Origin of the sequence: Pedobacter sp. KACC 23697 (assembly GCF_045348445.1) — a bacterium.
Taxonomy (GTDB): Bacteria; Bacteroidota; Bacteroidia; order Sphingobacteriales; family Sphingobacteriaceae; genus Pedobacter.
Genome location: NZ_CP157485.1, coordinates 3,492,402 through 3,510,632 on the forward strand (window position 1 = coordinate 3,492,402; position 18,231 = coordinate 3,510,632).

12 protein-coding genes are annotated in these 18,231 nt (G+C 40.6%); 1 reads left to right on the forward strand and 11 read right to left on the reverse strand.

Annotated elements, in window-relative coordinates; all coding sequences use genetic code 11:
* Positions 1 to 71: 71 nt before the first annotated feature.
* The 8 genes from ABEG20_RS13890 to surE form a co-directional block, all read right to left on the reverse strand.
* A complete protein-coding gene (locus tag ABEG20_RS13890) occupies positions 72 to 947 on the reverse strand; it encodes an ROK family protein (RefSeq protein WP_406823922.1) in 876 nt (291 codons plus the stop codon).
* 68 nt (positions 948 to 1,015) lie between these two features.
* Positions 1,016 to 3,283: a GH92 family glycosyl hydrolase gene (locus ABEG20_RS13895; protein ID WP_406823923.1), complete on the reverse strand. Its 2,268-nt coding sequence runs from the start codon at positions 3,281 to 3,283 to the stop codon at positions 1,016 to 1,018.
* A 514-nt stretch (positions 3,284 to 3,797) separates the two neighbouring features.
* The gene (locus ABEG20_RS13900; protein WP_406823924.1) at positions 3,798 to 5,453 is read right to left on the reverse strand and encodes a RagB/SusD family nutrient uptake outer membrane protein; all 1,656 of its coding nucleotides are present in this window, start codon (positions 5,451 to 5,453) and stop codon (positions 3,798 to 3,800) included.
* Positions 5,454 to 5,464: 11 nt separating this feature from the next.
* Positions 5,465 to 8,503, reverse strand: a complete 3,039-nt coding sequence (locus tag ABEG20_RS13905) for a SusC/RagA family TonB-linked outer membrane protein (protein WP_406823925.1) — start codon at positions 8,501 to 8,503, stop codon at positions 5,465 to 5,467.
* Between the two features lie 345 nt (positions 8,504 to 8,848).
* Entirely contained in the window at positions 8,849 to 9,853 is a 1,005-nt protein-coding gene (locus ABEG20_RS13910; RefSeq protein WP_406823926.1) for a LacI family DNA-binding transcriptional regulator, read from the reverse strand.
* A gap of 221 nt (positions 9,854 to 10,074) precedes the next feature.
* Positions 10,075 to 11,178, reverse strand: coding sequence for a lipid-A-disaccharide synthase (gene lpxB / locus ABEG20_RS13915; RefSeq protein WP_406823927.1), 1,104 nt, complete (start codon positions 11,176 to 11,178; stop codon positions 10,075 to 10,077).
* A 118-nt stretch (positions 11,179 to 11,296) separates the two neighbouring features.
* Positions 11,297 to 11,566 (reverse strand): stationary phase survival protein SurE, encoded by a 270-nt coding sequence (locus ABEG20_RS13920; protein ID WP_406823928.1) that lies wholly within the window; start codon positions 11,564 to 11,566, stop codon positions 11,297 to 11,299.
* A gap of 8 nt (positions 11,567 to 11,574) precedes the next feature.
* Positions 11,575 to 12,414, reverse strand: coding sequence for a 5'/3'-nucleotidase SurE (gene surE, locus ABEG20_RS13925; RefSeq protein WP_406823929.1), 840 nt, complete (start codon positions 12,412 to 12,414; stop codon positions 11,575 to 11,577).
* Between the two features lie 222 nt (positions 12,415 to 12,636).
* Here surE and ABEG20_RS13930 point away from each other — a divergent pair, with 222 nt between their 5' ends.
* Positions 12,637 to 15,570, forward strand: a complete 2,934-nt coding sequence (locus ABEG20_RS13930; RefSeq protein WP_406823930.1) for a M16 family metallopeptidase — start codon at positions 12,637 to 12,639, stop codon at positions 15,568 to 15,570.
* A gap of 142 nt (positions 15,571 to 15,712) precedes the next feature.
* On the opposite strand, the gene ABEG20_RS13935 is transcribed toward ABEG20_RS13930, so the two are convergent.
* The 3 genes from ABEG20_RS13935 to ABEG20_RS13945 are packed head-to-tail and all read right to left on the reverse strand — an operon-like array spanning position 15,713 to position 18,070.
* Positions 15,713 to 16,393, reverse strand: coding sequence for an SOS response-associated peptidase (locus ABEG20_RS13935; RefSeq protein WP_406823931.1), 681 nt, complete (start codon positions 16,391 to 16,393; stop codon positions 15,713 to 15,715).
* Between the two features lie 20 nt (positions 16,394 to 16,413).
* On the reverse strand, positions 16,414 to 17,658 hold the full coding sequence (locus ABEG20_RS13940) for a Y-family DNA polymerase (RefSeq protein ID WP_406823932.1): 1,245 nt from the start codon (positions 17,656 to 17,658) through the stop codon (positions 16,414 to 16,416).
* Positions 17,642 to 18,070, reverse strand: coding sequence for a LexA family protein (locus ABEG20_RS13945; protein ID WP_406823933.1), 429 nt, complete (start codon positions 18,068 to 18,070; stop codon positions 17,642 to 17,644). Before ABEG20_RS13945 ends, ABEG20_RS13940 begins: the two co-directional genes overlap by 17 nt.
* Between the last annotated feature and the right edge of the window lie 161 nt (positions 18,071 to 18,231).

Here is an 18,231-nt window from a genome sequence, read left to right on the forward strand (position 1 = left end):
CCATCTGCCTTTTATGATATTTTGCGCAAGATAATACTCCGGTTAAAAACCCGGAAAGATAAAAACTGACCTTAGGTAAGGCTTAAATCACAGCAACTTGCCGCACCGATTAATGCCGCATGTTCTTTCAGTTCTGAAATTTTGATCTCCGCATCTATACCATTTCCTTTAAGTGTTGCCGTTAATTCTGGGGCAAATGCGCTAAAAGACTGCGCAATATTCCCCCCAACAATTACGGTATTTATTTTGTATTTCTTGATCACAGGGATCAGGAACTGTGCCAGGTTATAACCAAATTCCATAAAAACCATGGTTGCAAAATGATTGCTTTCTACGATCCCTACCAATTCTTTAACGCCTTCTACATCTTCACCGCTCAATTGCTTAAAACGTTTTACGAACCAACGCGTAGATAAGTAATCTTCGGCAATTCCATCTAAAAAAGAAGAGTTCCACAAGTCTGCATCATAAGCCTTATCATTTAAACAAAGCGAAGATCCAAGTCCCGTTCCCAATGTTAAACCCAATACATTCACATTTCCTTTGGCTGCCCCTGCAAAAACTTCTCCTTGTAAAAAGCCAGCTGCATCGTTTATAAAGTGGATGTTTTCTATGGCAATATCCAATCGTTTCGCCAGCTCTTCTTTCACATTAACCTGGTAAAGCGATTTAAACTTTTCCTGATCTTTAATCAATGAAATTCCTTCTTTATAATTAAAGGGTCCGGGCATGGCTATGCCTACATTTCTATTGCCATTTTTTATATCCTGGAAAGCTTTATTGATGATATCGCACCATGCCGATAAAATCACTTCCCTATCCTCCTGTGAGTTCACAGGGCTACGTTTGATAGAATTCTTCATTAAAGTTCTCGTTTCCAAATCTACCAATGCGGCTGTAATATGCGAGCCGCCAATATCTACACCTAATGCAACAGGCTTTTCCATTCTATATATATTTCTGTTCTCTATTCTTTATTAATTTGAATAATTCGCCAAAAGTAGTCATTCAATATCTATTTACTGATTGAAAACGGCTTATCTTCTTCTAATATTCCTCTATTTAACGAAGATTTAACACTCATATCGAGTTTTAACACGCCACCTTTTAACAAATCGCTATGATTTAAATAGTTTTTAGTATAATTTTTACCATTTAAGCTTGCTGATTTTATGTAAACATGCCGAACGTCATTTGCAGGTGCTTCGATGATGAATTTTTTGCCATTTTCTAAATTAATGGTTGTTTTTTTGAATACCGGGCTCCCTAAAACATACTCTCCAGATCCCGGGGTTACACTATAAAAGCCTAAAGCGCTTAACACATACCATGAAGAGGTTTGCCCCTGATCTTCATCTCCTGGATAACCATTTTCTGTGGCATCATAAAGTTTACGCATCACCTCACGGGCATGAAATTGTGCTTTCCAGGGTTGATTGGCGTAATTGTACAAATAAACCATATGCTGTATGGGTTGATTGCCATGTGCATACTGGCCCATATTGGCCATTACCATTTCAGTCATTTCGTGGATCATCCCACCATAAGAGCCTACATTTACGGTATTGGGCTCGCTAAAAACAGAATCTAACTTTGAGATAAAATGGCTGTTTCCGCCCATCAAATTAATTAAACCTTTGGTATCGTGAAAAACCGACCATTGCCAGTGCCAGGCATTTCCTTCAGTAAACGGGCCTCCCCATTCAGTTGGATCAAAATTTGGCGACCATTTGCCCTCCGCATTTTTTCCCCGCATAAAACGTGTAGACGGATCGTAAACATTTTTATAATTGAACATCGGTTTCTCAAAAATCTTCATGTAATGCTTATTGCCGATCATTTTGGCCAAAGCATAAGCACAATAATCATCATAAGCATATTCCAATGTTTTTGCGGTAGCCTCCCTGTATTTTGGATAAGGAACATACCCCAACTGGTTATATTCGGTTACGCCATCCCTACCATTTGCAGGCCCCCAAGGCCCCTTGTTCATCGCTTCGTGGTAATAGGCCGCCAAAGCCTTTTCCGGATCAAAAGTTCTGATTCCTTTTGCCCAGGCATCGGCCAACAGCGAAATGGCATGGTTACCGATCATACTTCCGGCTTCGCTGGGAAAAGACCAGGAGGGTAACCAACCACATTGTGCATAGGCATCGAGCATGGCTTGCATATAACGCCCGTGCATTGCTGGCTGCACCAGTGTATTTAATGGAAACTGTGCACGGAAAGTGTCCCAAAAGCCCGTATCGGTAAACATATAACCATCATGTACTTTACCGTCATACGGACTAAAGTAATAGGGTTTACCTGCTTCATTAATTTCATAAAATTTTCTGGAGAATAAACTTGCCCTGAAAAAGCAGGAATAAAAAGTTTCCAGATCAGCTCTCGTTCCCCCTTCCACTTCTATTTTACCAAGCGATTTATTCCATACCGAAGCAGCCCTGGCTTTTGTATCTTCCAGCGTTTTATCGTTGCCCAACTCTTGCTTTAAATTGAGTTCGGCCTGCTGTAAACTGATATAAGAAGAAGCTGTTTTTACCTGAACCTTTGCGCCGGGTTCGAACTGCACAAAGGCACCTTTACCTAAACCTTCTGCAGAAGTCGAATCTTTTGCAATGGTATTCCGTTTGTTTTCCCAGGTACCGTACGCTTTAATCGGTTGATCGAATTGAACGATAAAATAACTTTTCCAGCCCTTTTTAAAGCCTTCACCATTATTTACCCAACCTGTTATTTTGTTTTCTTTTGGATCAATCTGAACACCGCTTAACCTGGTGTACCCGTCTAAAATTAAAAAGCTTTTTTTGCCCTTAGGATAGCTGAACCTGAGGTGTGCACCACGTTCTGATGGTGAAATCTCGGTGGTGATCTCATTTTCGAATTTAACTTTGTAATAGTTTGGTTTGGCAATCTCATCCTGGTGACTAAATTTAGTTTCGCGCTGATCCTCGTTCACCACCAGTTCATCAACCACGGGCATTAAAGAAAATACGGCATAATCTCTCGTCCACGAGCTGCATTGGTGCGCTTGCTGAAAGCCTCTGATTTTATCTTTAAAGTATTGATATTTCCAACCATCGCCATTTTTACCGGTTTGGGGCGTCCAGGTATGCATGCCAAATGGCAGCGCTGTTGTTGGATAGGTATTGCCCTGGGTGAGTTCGTGTTTGGAATTGGTGCCCTGCAGCGTGTTCACGTATTGAACCCAATCTTTTTGCTGCGCCAATGAGTCTTTGGCCGTAAGGCAGCATAAAATGGATACGATTAAATAAAGTTTCATCTGTGTATTTGCTTTTTCCGCCCAACCAATAATATGTACCCGGTACTTTTAAAAAGGATTTTCTTTCAACCCAATGTTTGGTACCAATGGCCAGGCAACTATTGAAACAGGCATTAAATAATTAATAGATACGCGGGTGCCTTATCTTGTGATTTTCTAATTAAACTAAAAAACCAGGCTTTAACTAAAGGAAAATTTTCTCATCACTAATATTTGGTCTTGATATATATAAATCGTTTTACTTTACACTATTGATCAATGCCCAGATTCCCGGAAAGAAAAACCTTTAAACTATCGCCAGTTTAATGGATTGTAATTGTTTGGTGGCTGATTTAAAGTAAAACGTTTTACCAATCCAATATTAATAAAAAAACAAACAGCTTTTGCTTTTTAAATACGTAACATATAGGTTACAATGAACATACTAAAAAACAATGATACTACTCTTCATATTAATGAAAAAGCCGCATCATAGTTGAATTATGATGCGGCTTTTTTTTACCTAAATTATTGATTAATTGTAACCCGGATTCTGTGTTAAGTTCTCATTAAGTGTACGCTGAACCTGAGGAATCGGAAACAAATTCCGGAATGTTGCAGAAGGCGTGTGATCCCACCAGCTGGCTGTAGTAAATTTACCAAAACGGATTAAATCATCGCGACGGAAACCTTCAAATACAAATTCTCTGCCTCTTTCGTTCAATAACTCATCAAGTGTTAAAGTTGCAGTGGTGTATTCATTTGCAGGCCAGTTGGCTGTTGTAAATGCACGTTTTTTGCAATCGTTAACCAACTGAACTGCCTGAGCATTTGCTGTACCGCCATTTTTACGCATTAATGCCTCGGCTTTTGCAAAATAAACCCATGTTAAGCGATATAAATTCCAGTCTGTACAGTTATAGTTAAGATCAACTGCAACAGGCACGCCGCCTACTATACCAGCAACGTTGTTGCCTAATTTATATTTATTAAAACGAACACCACTGTTTTCTTCTCCCTCACTCATATTAGAAACGGTAGAACCTACTTTGGCACGGCGAATTTCATCAACAAAATTAATCTGTTGTCCATCGTATTCATTACCACCAGAAGCAAGCGCTTGCTGCCCATTGTCAAATCTAACCTGAGGACCTTGCAACAGCCAGGTTGTTTTTCTCAAATCATCATTATTATACTTTGTGTAGTTACCCGGAACCATTACCACTCCGTTATTTCCATTTCTGGAACCGCCATAGATCCTGTCTTGCTGGAAGTGGAAAAATTCACCTGTCCATGATGGCTGTGAGTTCGCTATTCTAAATTCATAGGCAATAGCAAAAATCACTTCTTTAGATAGGTCATTTGTGCTTTTAAACTGATCGGTAATATTTGGGTCAAGTTGCATATTTCCATTCTGTCCGCCAGCTTCATTGTTAATTAATTTATCAGCAGCAGCTATACAATCATCCCAACGTGCAGTTCCTGTCCAAACTTCAGCATTTAAGTAAAGTTCAACCAACATGGCGTAACCGCCAGCTTTAGTCATTCGGCCAATCATATTTCTGGATAAGTTTGGCGCCTTATCAATATTTTCTTTGATTTCTTTTTCGACAAAGGCAAAAACCTGAGCACGCGGCATCGTCTCTGGTTTTTTAGGAGTACCCACCTGCGTTACTACCGGGATGTTTCCGAAAAGATCCATCAATTTTAGATAATGATAGGCCCTTAACAGCTTTAACTCAGCGATATAACCATCTTTTTCTGTTTGGGTGATGCCCATTTGTGCCAGGCTACGCTTTTCCAGGTTTTCGATCGGATCGTTACAGTATCCGATACCTCCGTAAATTAACGACCAGGCGTTATTCAATGGTCCATCATCAACCAACCAGCTATGATAGTGTAAACGTTTCCATTTACCACCATCTTCTCCATGCCGTCCTTTTGTTGGCCAGGCCAGTTGATCGCCGGAAAGTTCTGATGGCCTCCACCAGCCATCCTGACCTGATGGTGTTGCCCAGGCATTAGCATGAGTATATGGTCTTAAAACCGCAGATAAAACTTCGTTTTTGTTGTTGTAATAATTATCAGTAATTAGCTGACTATATATCTTCTCGTCTAAGTTAGTACATGCATTAAATAATACAGTTGTAACTAAGAGTGCAAACAGAATAATTTTTTTATATGTCTTCATTTTTCTTATTATTAAAATCCAAAATTAACACCGAACACAAAGCTTCTGGTTGATGGATAAGGACTTCTGGTATCAATACCTAAACTACGCCCGTTAATTTCCTGACCTAGGCCCGTATCCTGAATCAAATCAGGATCGTTACCTGTGTAACCCGTTAATAATGCCAGGTTCTGGCCAACGGCGTATACACGTAAGCTTCTGAATGCCTTATCTTTAAATTTGAATGTATAACCTAAAGTTACTTCATCAACTTTCAGGAAACTTCCGCTTTCCAGATAATAATCTGAGTACATATAGGTATCGTTGATTTGGGCATATTTGGTAAACGCACTGTTTAATAAGTTACCCTGTGTTCCGAATTTGTTTCCATAGGATAAAGCAACAGTATTTAATACATCAAAATCTAACTTACTTCTTAAGAAAACTCTTAAATCAAATTGCTTGTAAGTAAAAGTGTTTCCTAAAGACAGATAATATTTAGGAATGGCATTCCCAATCATTTGCAAATCCGTCTGATCGCGGAAAGGTGAGGTATTAATCTGTGAATTTGGCACGGCCTGGCCTGCACGATTGGTAAATAACCATTTACCATCCGGTGTAAAGCTGTTAAAACGTTTACCCCAGAACTCACCGATGTTACGGCCTTCGTAGGCACGGAAGGCGTTACCTAAGTCACCTGCACCACCAATACCTCCAAATTGTTCCATATCTCTTCTGAATTCGTCATTCGAAAAAGTAACCAGCTTGTTGTCAATCGTACTTCCTGCAAAATCAACATTCCATGAAAAGTCTTTGTTCTTTATTGCGGCATAACTCAACGTCAATTCAATACCCTTTGCCGAAATTGTACCTACGTTGGTATAAATCTGACTTGCAACATAAGGCGGTTGCGGAGAAGTATAAGTGTAAAGTAAATCTTCAATATCACGTTTGAAAACATCTACCGATCCACTTAATTTGTTGTTGAACATGGTAAAGTCCAAACCAAAGTTATATTCCTTTTTACGTTCCCATCTTAAATTCGGATTTGGATTACGTGAGGGACCATAAGTTTGTAACCACTGACCTCCAGGAAAAGGGTAAAGGTTACCTGTACTTAAGGTTACCAAAGATGCATAGTTTGCAAAACCTGAGTTCCCGGTTTCGCCATATCCTGCTCTGATTTTTAAGAAATTAAGCCATTTGGCATTTTCCATAAATTTCTCACGGGTAATTTCCCATGATCCGGAAATTGCCGGGAAACTTGCCCATTTATTGTTTGCTCCAAATTTAGACGATCCCTCTCTTCTCAATACAGCCTCGAAGTTAACCTTGCCATCGAAGGTGTAATGCAAACGGCCAAATAAAGCGATTAAGGTATTATCGTTTTTATTGCTGGCAATACCGATTCTGTTTACCGCAACCGGCACACTGCCCAAATTATTTTCTTCGAAAATATCGTTTGTATAGCCCCTGTTGTTTGCGCTGAAAGATTCGTTTACTTCATAACGGTAAGAATAACCGATCATACCTGTTAAACGATGTTTATCTTTAATCGTCTTGCTATATTCAATTGTCGGCTCAAAGTTGAAGTTTTCATTTAACTCAGTCCCTTTGTAAGCATAACCACCTCCTGGTGCATCACCGTTCTCTACAGAATTTTGACTTCCAAGTAAACGATATTGATTGTCAACAAACTGATTTCGCTGATAAGCCACAAATGCTGATGCTTTCAGATCCTTCAGAATGTCAATGTCGATTTTACCATCAACAGAATAAGTTTGCTGATTTCTTTTACTGGTCTCTTGTGCTAAACGCGCAATCTCATTGGTAATGTTTCTGGTAAACAAATAAGAACCATCAGGATTGTAATAAGATTCTGTAGGGTTTTTGGTTAAAACAGCTTCCCAACCACCTCCACCTAATAAATTGGCTCTGTTGAGGTTAGAAGCAACATTAAACATAGCCGTAACCTTATCTTTAAAGCCCTTTTGTGTTAAGCTCATTCTAAATTGATATTGCTCTCTGCTGTTTTCCCTTGCAAAACCATCTAACTTATTGTAAGTAAATGATCCACGGTAATTTGATTTATCGCTTCCGCCGGATACCGATAAATTTTGATAATTGGTAAGATTATCTTTATTGATCAGATCGTCGAAATAATTAAAATCACCGCCATAATCTTTAGCCGTGTATTGCCCGGCTGCAATTCTTTCCCTGAATTGAGTGGCGTTCATAAAATCAGGGCGCTTGTACAATGTTTCGTGTTTTACATAACCATTGTAATTGAATTGAGCAGCCCCTTTACGGCCCTTTTTAGTCGTAACCAAAATTACACCTGCATTAGCTCGGGTACCATAAATTGCCGCCGCAGAACCATCCTTTAATACTGTAAAAGATTCGATATCGTCTTGTTGCAATAAATCCAGATTACCCCCTGGAATTCCGTCAATTACAATAAGCGGACTTGCAGTACCTGAAATGGAAGTCACACCACGAAGCTGGATAGCCACGCCGGTATTTGGGTTTGAGCTGCTCCTGGTAATTTGTAAACCAGCAACTTTACCTTGTAATAAATCCAGGGCATTTCTGGCACCACTTTGTCTGAACTGACTGGTGTCTACTTTAGTAATGGCAGATGTTAACTCTCTTTGGCTACGGCTACCATAACCTACCACTACCACATCATCCAGCTTGGTCTCAGAAGATACAGCTAATTTAATATTTAATGCGCTTTGATTTGCTACTGTGATGTTTTGCGTGATATAGCCTACATAACTGATCCGGAGTACATCACCTTCGTTTGCTTCTATACTAAATTTTCCGTTACCATCAGTTACAGCACCCTTACCCGATGTGATATTTTTAATACCCACGCCTGGTACCGGCTGATTGTTTTCATCGAGGATTGTTCCGGAAACAACCTTTCTTGCCAAGACATGCTTGGTCAGCCTGCTCTCGCCCGATCGCCCTCCTTCTACTCCCAATTTTGTGTTCATTGAAAACGCAGAACTGTTCAGCAAAACGATTGCAGCCGACAGCCCCGTAATTTTAAGTAAATTAATTTTCATCAACGGTTTTGTTAAATTATAAAATGATTAGTTATTTTTTTCCTGGTAATATTTTATCTGTGGTTAAAATGACCGGACATGATCAGTTGCCGAACATTTTAGGTATTATATGATTTAAGGGTTTGGATTTGGTGACGACATAAACGAATGGAAAACAGGCAATTCTATTTTGTGGCTTTAATAAAGCCTCTTAAAATTTTGTCAGGAACTGCTATAATTTTCATCATAAATTGGATTGGTTAGCCTAAAACGTTTTAGCGCATCAATAATAATGATATTTTATTATAATAAAACGTTTTAGTATGTAAAAAAAATATTACAGCAAAACCATAGAAAGTTTTTAAACTAGTCTCTGATCACCAAACGGGTGGGGATAATCAGCTCTTCATCAGGCCATTTCCCTTTTGAAGAAAGGCGGTTCAAAATCAGTTTAATAATGGCTTCAGCTATTTCTTCCAAAGGTTGCTGGATGGCTGAGATGCGGGGGGTGTGCAATTCGAATGCTTCGTGGTCATCGTAGGCAATAACGGCAAAATCATCACCTATTTTTTTATCGATCTGTTTCAGCGCTTTTAAACCACTAATGGCCAGGTAATTGGTTACAAATAATACGGCATCTATTTTTTTGTTTTCGAACAGGGCTTTAATCTGTGCAATGGTTTCGTTTTCTTCCTGGTTAAAATGGATTTTTAAGACCAGGTTATCGTCATATACAATTCCGTTATCTTCCAGTGCTTTTTTATAGCCGTCATGGCGTTCTGTAACCTGCGCTACGTTTATATCGGTGGTAACCAGGGCAATGTTCTTTTTACCCTGATCGATAAAATTCTGTATGGATTGATAAGAGGCATTAAAATGATCGGCGCCCACATAACTGGTCTTAACGTCGGGCAAATTTCTATCAAAAAAGATCACCGGGTTGCCATCATCAATCAGCATCTGGATATCTTCCTCTATTCCTTTTATCGGGGAGATGATGTAGGCATCAACTTTTCGCGATTTGAACATGTTGATCAGCTCCTTTGCTTTCTCAACGTTGTTTTCTGTACTGGAGTAAATAATTTTATATCCTCTCTTATAGGCTTTATCTTCAATTAACCTGGCAATCCTGGAAAAGAAAGAATTTGAAATATCCTCAATAATTAAACCGATGATGTTTGAATTACCCGTTCTTAAACTTCTGGCAATCTGATTAGGCTTGTAACCGCTTTCTTCGATAATTTTCTTTACTTTCTCTATTACTGCTTCGCTAATCGATTTCTCTTTTGCTTTGCCATTAATAATGAATGAAACTGTTGTAATGGATACATTTGCTTTTACGGCTATATCTTTGATAGAAAGCGATTTCATTTGGTTAAGATTTCAGTAAATTAATCAATTCAAAGCTAAATAAAATTTGCAGCATTTAAATTTTGGCCTGTTATAAAAACGCAATTTAACATTTTTTGTATTAATCGTCTTAGAAACGTTTATTAAAAAGCTATCCGGGCATCAGCGGCCGAAAGAAGAAAAGGCATTAAAGCCATTAATCGCTGGTTTTGGGTGTCCTGCAACAATTCATTTCAGCGTTGTTATTTCAAATAGGCAGAAATCAATCTTGCTGTTTTTGCCGATGCACCAGGTTTTCCCATCAGTAAAAGCAGTTCATCGTACTGTTTTAACATCGTATCCCGGCCTGCTCCTTCCATAATCATGTTAAGTTCTCCGTTTACTTTTTCTGTGTTGCAATCTTCCTGGATCAGTTCGGTAACGATTTTTTTGTTTGCAATCAGGTTAACCAATGAGATGAATTTAATTTTAACCAATAGCCGCGCAATGGCAATAGAAATGGCTCCGCCTTTGTAAACCACTACCTGCGGCACTTTAAACAGCGCAGTCTCGAGCGTAGCCGTGCCCGAGGCTACAATTGCAGCATGGGCATGGTGCAATAAATTATAGGTATGGTTAAAAAGCAGTTTTACTTTTTTGTCACCCATAAACTGATGGTAATAGGCTTCGGTAAAGTTTGGGGGAGCGGCAATGGCAAATGTATAAGCAGGATAATTTTCGGTAATACTCAGCATTACCGGCAACAAACGCTCTATTTCCTGCTTCCGGCTACCAGGCAAAAGGGCAATCATTTTTTCGTCTCCCAGCTGATGGTTTCTGCGAAAATTGGCATCTGGTGTAAACTGTGCAATTTCATCCAATAGCGGGTTGCCCACATAATCGACCTCCATGCCCCATTCCCTGTAAAAACCTACTTCAAAAGGCAGAATACAGAACATATGATCAACAACCTTTTTAATTTTCAGCACCCGTTTCTGGTTCCAGGCCCAAACCTTGGGCGAGATGTAGTAACATACTTTTATGCCATTGGCCTTTGCAAATTCGGCTATTTTTATGTTAAAACCCGGAAAATCGATCAAAATCAGTACATCAGGTTTCCATTTTATCAGATCTTCCTTACAGGCCCTGAGGTTTTTAAAAATGCTGCGCAAATTTAAAACTACTTCGGTAAAACCCATAAAGGCCATATCGGCATAGTGCTTTACCAGCGTTCCGCCTTCAGCTTCCATTTTATCGCCCCCAAAATACCTGAACACCGCTGCACCATCCTCTGCTTTTAAGGCTTTCATTAAATTGGCGCCATGTAAATCGCCTGAGGCTTCGCCGGCTACGAGGTAGTATTTCATAATGTGTTAGGTATGGTGGAAGATGGACAATGTTGGATGGAAGATGGACAATGGAAGATGGAAATTAGCAACTGAATATTCCCCCTCATCCATATTACATTACCCATCTTACCTCTCTTTAAAAAACTTTATAGGCAAAAAATACAAAAGCGCATACAAATGTTGCGGCCAGTATGCCCCTGCCAATATTTTCTTTATTGTATTTAAAAAATGTTTGCATCGTATAAGCGTTTACCGCAATACCGCCAATATACAACAGGTCGGCTTTGGCCAATGATGCCACGTGGTGGATAATATACCAGGCAATAGCACAGCAGATTGCCGGTACCAGCAAACCAATGCCCAGGCCAATCCATACTGAATTATTTAATTTTCTTAAGCGCTCCATTATTGCAGCTAACCTAAATTTAGGCCATCGGGTGCACTCACCTTGCTGCCCGCAGCTTTTTCACTGCTGCCACCTAAAAAATCCCAGCTGTTTAAGGCCTGTATGGCATGGTGCGCCGTTAAATCAAACTGCACCGGCACAATCGAAACATAACCGTGCTCCAATGCCCAAACATCGGTATCTTCTCCTTTATCAAAATTTTCGAACACACCAGTCAGCCAGTAGTATGGGCGTTTGTAGGGGTCTGTCCGCTCATCAAATTCCTCCATCCATTTGGCATTGGCCTGGCGGCACACCTTAACCCCCTTTAAATTTTCGCCCTTCGGAAAATTCACGTTTAACAGCGTGCCTGCGGGCAAACCGTTGGCCAATACCTGCTCGCAAATATTTTTAATGTATTTTTTGGTATGGCTAAAATCGGCATCGGCAGCAAAATCATCCAAAGAAAAACCGATAGACGGAATTTTTTCTATCGCCCCCTCTACCGCTGCAGACATGGTACCCGAGTACAGTACATTAATGGAATTGTTTAAACCATGGTTAATGCCCGAAACACATAAATCGGGTTTTTTACCCTTAAAAATTTTATTTACGGCAATTTTAACGCAATCAACCGGGGTGCCGCTGCATTTGTACATCTCTACCCCACCGTAAAGGTCAACCTTATCAAAACGGATCGGTTTGCCTATGGTAATGGCATGCCCCATACCGCTCTGCGGGCTATCGGGTGCCACCACCACCACATTGCCCAGCTCCTGCATTACCTCCATCAGGTTCTTAATTCCTGTAGCGGTAATCCCATCGTCATTTACAACCAAAATAGTTGGTTTTATACCCTGCTTTGTCATGCCGGTAAAAATACAGATTATAATTTCAAGGCACAATAAACCACCATTTATCTGCTAAAACAATTTACCCCTAGCCTTTTAGTTCAGAAATTAAAATTATTTCTTTCCCTGCAATAAAGCCATTATATTTGAGCAAATAACTTATTAAAAATGAATACGGTATTAAAGCTTGCCCTTAAACCAGCAGGTACCTGTTCATTGTCATAAACCAAAAACAATTCAATGAAATTTAAATTATTTACTTTGGCTTGTTTTCTCATTACGGGTGCTGCAGCCATGGCGCAAACCACCTACCAATGGAAAACAGGAACCTCTGGCGGTTACAGTTACAAATATGTAACCAACGATCCAACCAAAACCCGTTTTTACACCTTAAAAAACGGTTTAACGGTTATCTTATCCCAAAACAACAAAGAACCCAACATTACCTATAAAATGGCGGTAAGGGCGGGCAGTAATACCGATCCGCGTACCAATACCGGCCTGGCGCACTACCTGGAGCACCTGTTGTTTAAAGGTACCGATAAGTTTGGCACAATGAACTATGCCAAAGAGAAACCGCTTTTGGATAAGATCGAAGCCCTTTACGAAACCTACACCAAAACTACCGATCCGGCTAAACGTAAAGAAATTTATCAGGAAATTGATAAAACCTCGGGCGAAGCTTCCAATTATTCTATCGCCAATGAATACGATAAAATGATGAAATCGATTGGCAGTAACTCTACCAATGCCCATACCTCGGTAGAAGAAACTGTTTACGAAGAAGACCTTCCGTCAAACGCCATTGATAAATTTCTGGCTGTACAGGCAGAGCGTTTCCGTGCCCCTGTTTTCCGTATTTTCCATACCGAGTTAGAAGCCGTTTACGAAGAAAAAAACATCGGTATGGATAACGATGGCCGTAAAATGTACGAGAAAATGTTGTATGCCCTGTTTCCAACGCATAACTATGGGCAACAAACCACCATTGGTACCATCGAGCATTTAAAAAACCCTTCGCTGGTCGAAATCAGAAAATATTACAACAAATATTATGTGCCTAACAACATGGCCCTGATTATGAGCGGCGATATCAATTACGATCAGCTGATCAAAAAAATCGACAAAGATTTTGCCTACATGGTGCCTAAACCGCTTGCGCTTTACAATCCCGCACCCGAGAAACCGTTAACACAGGTGCAAAAGGTTGATATTTATGGCCCAAGTGCCGAAAACCTGTACATTGCCTACAGGGGTTTTGCCCAAAATACCCGCCAAAGTTTGCTTTTGGATCTGATTGGAAGCATTTTATCTAACGGCAAAGCAGGCTTACTGGATATCAACATCAACCAAAAACAAAAAATGTTGCGTGCAGGTGCCGGTTATAACTCCATGAAAGATTACGGGATGTTCATTTTATCGGGATCGCCAAAAGCCGGACAAAGTTTGGAAGACGCGCAAAAGTTGTTGCTAGAGCAGGTAGAGCTGCTTAAAAAAGGCGAGTTTGACGAAAGTCTGATCAAAGCTACCGTAGCCAACATTAAACTGGCCGAATTACAGGGTTTTGATAATAACGATGTGCGTGCCAACGCCACCATGAATGCGTTTATTTTAAACCGGGGTACCGAGTGGGATAAAATGCTGGCCTCAACCGATGATATGGGCAAAATAACCAAAAAAGAAATTGTAGATTTTGCCAATAAGTTTTTCATCAACAATTATGTGGTCCTTTTTAAACACAAAGGTGAAGATAAAAGCATCATCAAGGTAGAAAAACCGGCCATTACTGCGGTAAAAACCAATACCAATGAAGTTTCGCCGTTTACCAAAAGCATTATTGATGCACCGGTAAAACCCATTGCCCCTAAGTTTTTAGATTATACCAAAGATCTTAATTTTGGCAAAGCAGGCATTGCCGATGTAATTGCGATCCAAAATACCGAAAATGGCATTTTCCGCATGAGTTACCGTTTTGATATGGGTTCTTACAATTATAAATTATTGCCTTATGCGGCACAATACCTATCATTCCTCAGTACCGATAAATATTCGGCTGAAGAGATCAGCAAGGCCTTTTATAACATTGCCTGCAGCTATAGCATTAATGTGGGTACCGATGTAACCACGGTTTCCATCACGGGTTTACAGGAAAATTTCGATAAAGCGGTGGCTTTGGTTGAAGATGTGCTGGCCCATTGCAAACCAAACGAAAAAGCCCTTGAAGATTTAAAAGGCCGTTTGTTAAAATCAAGGGAAAATGCCAAACTAAACAAATCGTCCATCCTGGGTGGTTTAATGAGTTATGCACAGTACGGCGCCGCTAATCCTTTCAATTACGGGTTAACGAACGATGAGATCAAAAACATGAAATCAGCAGATCTGATTTATATTTTGCACAACCTCACCAACTACAAACATACCATTACCTATTACGGCCCTAAAACGTTAGCGGCATTTTCTGCCGATATTGTAAAGGCACACCCGCTGGCCAAAGAGTTTACTGATGCCGCCCCGATCAAAAAATTCGTCTATACCAAAACCGATTCGAACAAAGTTTACTTTGCCGATTACGATATGGTACAGGCCGAAATCCGCTGGGTACGCAACAGCGGTTTATACGATCCGGCCAATGCCGCTAAAATCGCTTTGTTCAACAATTATTTTGGTGGCGGCATGGGTTCTATTGTATTCCAAACCATCCGCGAATCCAAAGCCCTGGCTTACTCAACCTTTGCGGTATATTCATCGCCAAGCAGTAAAGATAAAGAAAACACCATTGTGGCTTACGTAGGTACACAAGCCGATAAAATGAACGAGGCCGTAGCGGGCATGAACGATTTATTAACCACCTTACCAGAGTCTGATAAATCATTCGCCCTATCAAAAGCCAACTCCTTAAACGGTATCGAAACCAGCCGCATCACTAAAGATGATATCATTTATACCTACCTGGCCGATAAAAAATTAGGTTTCGACCACGATTCGCGCATCGATGAATACGCCAACCTAAAACCACTTACTTTTGCCGATATCAAATCGTTCCACCAGAGCAACCTTTCGGGCAAACCTTACAATTATTGTATCGTAGCTTCCGAAAAGAAAATCAACATGGCCGATTTAGCCAAATTTGGCCCGGTAACCAAATTAACGCTGGAGCAGATTTTTGGATACTAGGAAGGTTGAAGGTAGTAAGGTAGAGGGTTGAAGGTAAAACCCAAAGCTTAGAAATAAAAAAAGCGATTTCCGGAAACGGGGATCGCTTTTTTGTTAAAGATTCTTTAACCATTATTTATTAAATACAACGGTATGCTAAACCTTAATCAAAAAGAGTAAGGTCTGGGCCTGATGGCCTATTATTATCATCATCTTTATTACGGGCATTGTTAATCCTCTGATCAACCTGCCAGCCCTTTAATAAGGAATTATCTACAGGATGGAGCGCCTTTAACCGCTCGTTAACAGGCAACTCCCTATCTAGCCATACCGCACTTTCGCTTTGCGATAGAATACAGGGCATCCGATCATGGATTTTTCCAACATATTCATTTGCCGGTTGCATGATCATCGTGCAAGATGGAATTACAATGCCGGTTTTAGGATCTCTCCAACTGTCCCAGTAGCCAGCCAGTAAAAGTATTCCCCCATCAGTGCGCTCAAAATAATAAGGCTGCCTGCTACTCCCCGTACGGTCCCACTCATAAAACCCTTCAACCACAAATACACAATGTCTCCGCCCGATCAGATTTTTATAGCTCGGCAGTGAAAACATCGTTTCTATGCGGCAATAGGTGGTAGAAAATTTTGGTATTTCTTTTGATCCTGACGGGATAAGTCCCCATTTTACATAGTGTAACCTGCCCGGTCTTGCATCCAGTATTACCGGCATATCAGTGCCGGGCGGGCGGTTGGTATCTTTTTCACGTGTATCGCCGCCAAGCAGCAGGCCTGCCTTTGCAGCCATTGCCAAACTTTCCCCAATTAATGTTCTTCCGCACATATCTTTTATTTTAACTGTTTCTATTTTACCTTTATAATGTCGCTCCACCTGGTGGTGTAACCTTTTGAGAGGTATTCATGTTTAAGGCGCCACTTTTTCTCGTATCCTTCGGTAGCCATACGCAACGTTCCCCGGCCATAGGCCAGGTTAAGCTTATCCAGCACGGCAGATACCGTATCCTTTTTGCCATGGTCATGATCATAAAAGGCGTTGAGCTGCAGTTCACTTTGAGGCACAAGCCCCGTTGCAATTACACCTGCCTTCCTGTACTTTACCCCAGGCCTAAAAAGCCTTGCTGATACCCTTACAGCAATACTCACCAGATCGGTGGTATTATTGCTTGCAATCAACAATTTGTGGGTATGGCTGGGAAAGTGCTGGGGGTGGTCTTCCCTGTTCTTGTTCGTATAAAGAAATACCTGCAAATAAAGGCAGCGTAGTTTTTCATTGCGCAGCTTCTCTGCCAAACGGCTGGCATATAGTGTAAGCGCCTCTGCGAGTATGGCAGGGTCTTCTATATAGTTCCTAAAAGAACGGCTTACTGTAATACCTTTTTTCACTTCCCGCATCACCTCAAGCGGAATAGCGGGCCTGCCCCAAAGTTCGTTCCACATCCGTTGTCCCATGATGGTCATATTTTGCTTAAACCACATTTCAGGCATATTTCTCAATTCAGCTGCTGTACGTATGCCCAGCGCTTCAAATTTTTTGTAATGTTGCCTTCCTACGCCCCAAAGATCATGAACAGGGAATTCTTCTACTGCCGCTGTTATCTTATCATCGCTATCAAGCACCATAACACCATTTGTTTTTTTTGAAAGCTTATTGGCCAGTTTGGCCAGGGTTTTGGTGGGTGCAACACCTATTGAGACAGGAATACCTGTATTGCGTACAACCGATTTTCTAACCTCTGGTATGTAATGCTGCAGGTCCTTTACGCCACCTAACCATCCAAATGCTTCATCAATACTGTATACATCAAGCCTTGGAAACCACCTGGCTAAATTATGCATTACCCGTTCGCTCATATCCCCATAAAGAACATAGTTACTGGAGAAAACCTGAATGCCAAACTTTTTGATTAGGTCCCTAACTAAAAATTCCGGATCGCCCATTTTAATCCCACAGGCCTTTGCCTCTTCACTTCTGGCAATCACACAGCCATCATTGTTACTCAGCACAACAACTGGTTTACCATTAAGCTCCGGACGGAACAGCCGCTCGGCCGAGGCATAAAAATTGTTACAATCACAAAGTGCAAACATGGCTATACCTCCCTACCCTTAATGCATTTGGCAACAAATTTCTACATACCGCAGTTACTACGCCCCATATCTGTAACACATCAACTTCTGTTTCGGTTATGATGCCATGATCATTTTTCAGCATCATCCCATTTTTTTCCAACAGGCATACCCTACAGGTAAAACAACCTGCTGAAAATGCAATTACAAATGCACCATGAAGAGGTTCTAAGGAACGGTCGGTAATGAGGATATCGCCATCTAAAATTCCAAAAGATTGCAGTTCCATACCTTGCATCTGAAAATAAAAGGTTGAGTGCGGATCAATCACCAGCTTATCGCCGATATCCAATCTACCCTCCAAATAATCTGCCGCGGGAGACTGAAATCCTGAAATTTTCTGTTCTGCTCTTTTTTCGAATGATCTGATCATAAACCGCTTTCATTTATCAGACACAAAATTATGCTAAAAATTTTAGCAAACGAAATTCAAATCTATATAATACACAACTGGCCGGAATAACGCTGTCTTTAAGCCTATAGCCTCATTGTTACACGGGCTTTTAAATCGTGGAATAATGATTGAATGACAAA

Coding starts and splice junctions, on each gene's coding strand:
- ABEG20_RS13905 (WP_406823925.1), bottom strand. CDS start 8,503: ATGAAAATTAATTTACTTAAAATTACGGGGCTGTCGGCTGCAATCGTT.
- surE (WP_406823929.1), bottom strand. CDS start 12,414: ATGACAAAGCAGGGTATAAAACCAACTATTTTGGTTGTAAATGACGAT.
- ABEG20_RS13940 (WP_406823932.1), bottom strand. CDS start 17,658: ATGTTTGCACTTTGTGATTGTAACAATTTTTATGCCTCGGCCGAGCGG.
- lpxB (WP_406823927.1), bottom strand. CDS start 11,178: ATGAAATACTACCTCGTAGCCGGCGAAGCCTCAGGCGATTTACATGGC.
- ABEG20_RS13920 (WP_406823928.1), bottom strand. CDS start 11,566: ATGGAGCGCTTAAGAAAATTAAATAATTCAGTATGGATTGGCCTGGGC.
- ABEG20_RS13900 (WP_406823924.1), bottom strand. CDS start 5,453: ATGAAGACATATAAAAAAATTATTCTGTTTGCACTCTTAGTTACAACT.
- ABEG20_RS13910 (WP_406823926.1), bottom strand. CDS start 9,853: ATGAAATCGCTTTCTATCAAAGATATAGCCGTAAAAGCAAATGTATCC.
- ABEG20_RS13935 (WP_406823931.1), bottom strand. CDS start 16,393: ATGTGCGGAAGAACATTAATTGGGGAAAGTTTGGCAATGGCTGCAAAG.
- ABEG20_RS13890 (WP_406823922.1), bottom strand. CDS start 947: ATGGAAAAGCCTGTTGCATTAGGTGTAGATATTGGCGGCTCGCATATT.
- ABEG20_RS13930 (WP_406823930.1), top strand. CDS start 12,637: ATGAAATTTAAATTATTTACTTTGGCTTGTTTTCTCATTACGGGTGCT.
- ABEG20_RS13895 (WP_406823923.1), bottom strand. CDS start 3,283: ATGAAACTTTATTTAATCGTATCCATTTTATGCTGCCTTACGGCCAAA.
- ABEG20_RS13945 (WP_406823933.1), bottom strand. CDS start 18,070: ATGATCAGATCATTCGAAAAAAGAGCAGAACAGAAAATTTCAGGATTT.